Source organism: Kitasatospora putterlickiae, from assembly GCF_039527695.1.
Taxonomy (GTDB): Bacteria; Actinomycetota; Actinomycetes; order Streptomycetales; family Streptomycetaceae; genus Kitasatospora; species Kitasatospora putterlickiae.
In genome coordinates this window covers 6,238-7,306 of sequence record NZ_BAAAKJ010000368.1, presented here as the reverse complement: position 1 = coordinate 7,306, position 1,069 = coordinate 6,238, and the positions used below count along the sequence as shown (strand labels likewise).

General features: G+C 78.1%; 1 protein-coding gene. It reads right to left on the bottom strand.

Going from position 1 to position 1,069, the window contains the following annotated elements:
* Nucleotides 1–810: sensor histidine kinase (locus ABD308_RS32815; protein ID WP_344343191.1), on the bottom strand; the 810-nt coding region annotated here is incomplete at its 3' end.
* Nucleotides 811–1,069 lie beyond the last annotated feature (259 nt).

The following is a 1,069-nucleotide window of genomic DNA, read 5'->3' as shown; positions in this document are numbered from 1 at the left end:
CAGGGCGGCGACCCGGAAGCCGCCGCCGGGGCACGGCGCCGCGGCGAACTCGCCGTGCAGCAGCGCGACGCGTTCGCGCAGGCCGGCCAGGCCGAAGCCCGCGCCGGGGGCGGTGGTGCCGTGGCCCCGGCCCCGGTCGGTGACCTCGATGGCGAGCTCGGTCGGCCGGTGGTCGAGGACGATCCGGCAGGACGGGGCGGCGGCGTGGCGGACCACGTTGGCGACGGACTCCTGGATGATCCGGAAGGCCGCCAGGTCGATCTCGGCGGGCAGCGGCCGCCGTTCGCCGTGCCACCGGACGTCGACCCGTACGCCGGCGGCCGTGGTGACGGAGGTCAGCCGGTCGAGGTCGGCCAGGCCGGGCGGACGGAGGAGGGCGGTCGCGGGTTCGGCGGAGCCGGGGTCGTCGGCCTGGCGCAGCGCGCCGAGCATCCGGCGCAGCCCGGCCAGCGTCTCCCGTCCGGCGGACTCGATCTCGCCGAGCGCCTCGCGCGCCCGGTCCGGCCGGGTGTCGATGACCCGCCGGGCCGCGCCCGCCTGCAGGGCGACGATGCCGATGCTGTGCGCCACCGTGTCGTGCATCTCGCGGGCGATCCGCAGCCGCTCGGCGGTGACCGCCTGGCTCGCCGCGCGGGCGCTCAACGCCTCGGCGTGCTCCCGGGACCGGTGCGCGGAGCGGCCCACCAGCCAGGCGATCACGGCGATCAGCACGCCCGCGTCGTTGGCGCCGATCCGGGTGCCGGTGAGCAGCAGGCCGCCGCCGAGGGCGGGGGAGAGGATCAGATGGAGGATCAGCAGGCCGAGCACCATGGTGAGCGCGGCGCGCGAGGTCCGGCGCGGTTCGGCGGCCGTGACCAGGCACAGCGCGGTGGCGACCGCGAGCAGCGCGGTCGGCGGCAGTTCGAGCTCCCAGCGCCAGGCCTTGGTCTGCGCCACGGTGGCGGCGAGCAGCAGGGCGACGGCCGTCCGGGGCCGGCGGCGCAGCAGGGCGGCGGCGAGGAACGCGACGGGGGTGGTGAACGCGGCGGCGGCCCAGTCCTGGTGGACGACCGGGACGAGGTCGCCGGGA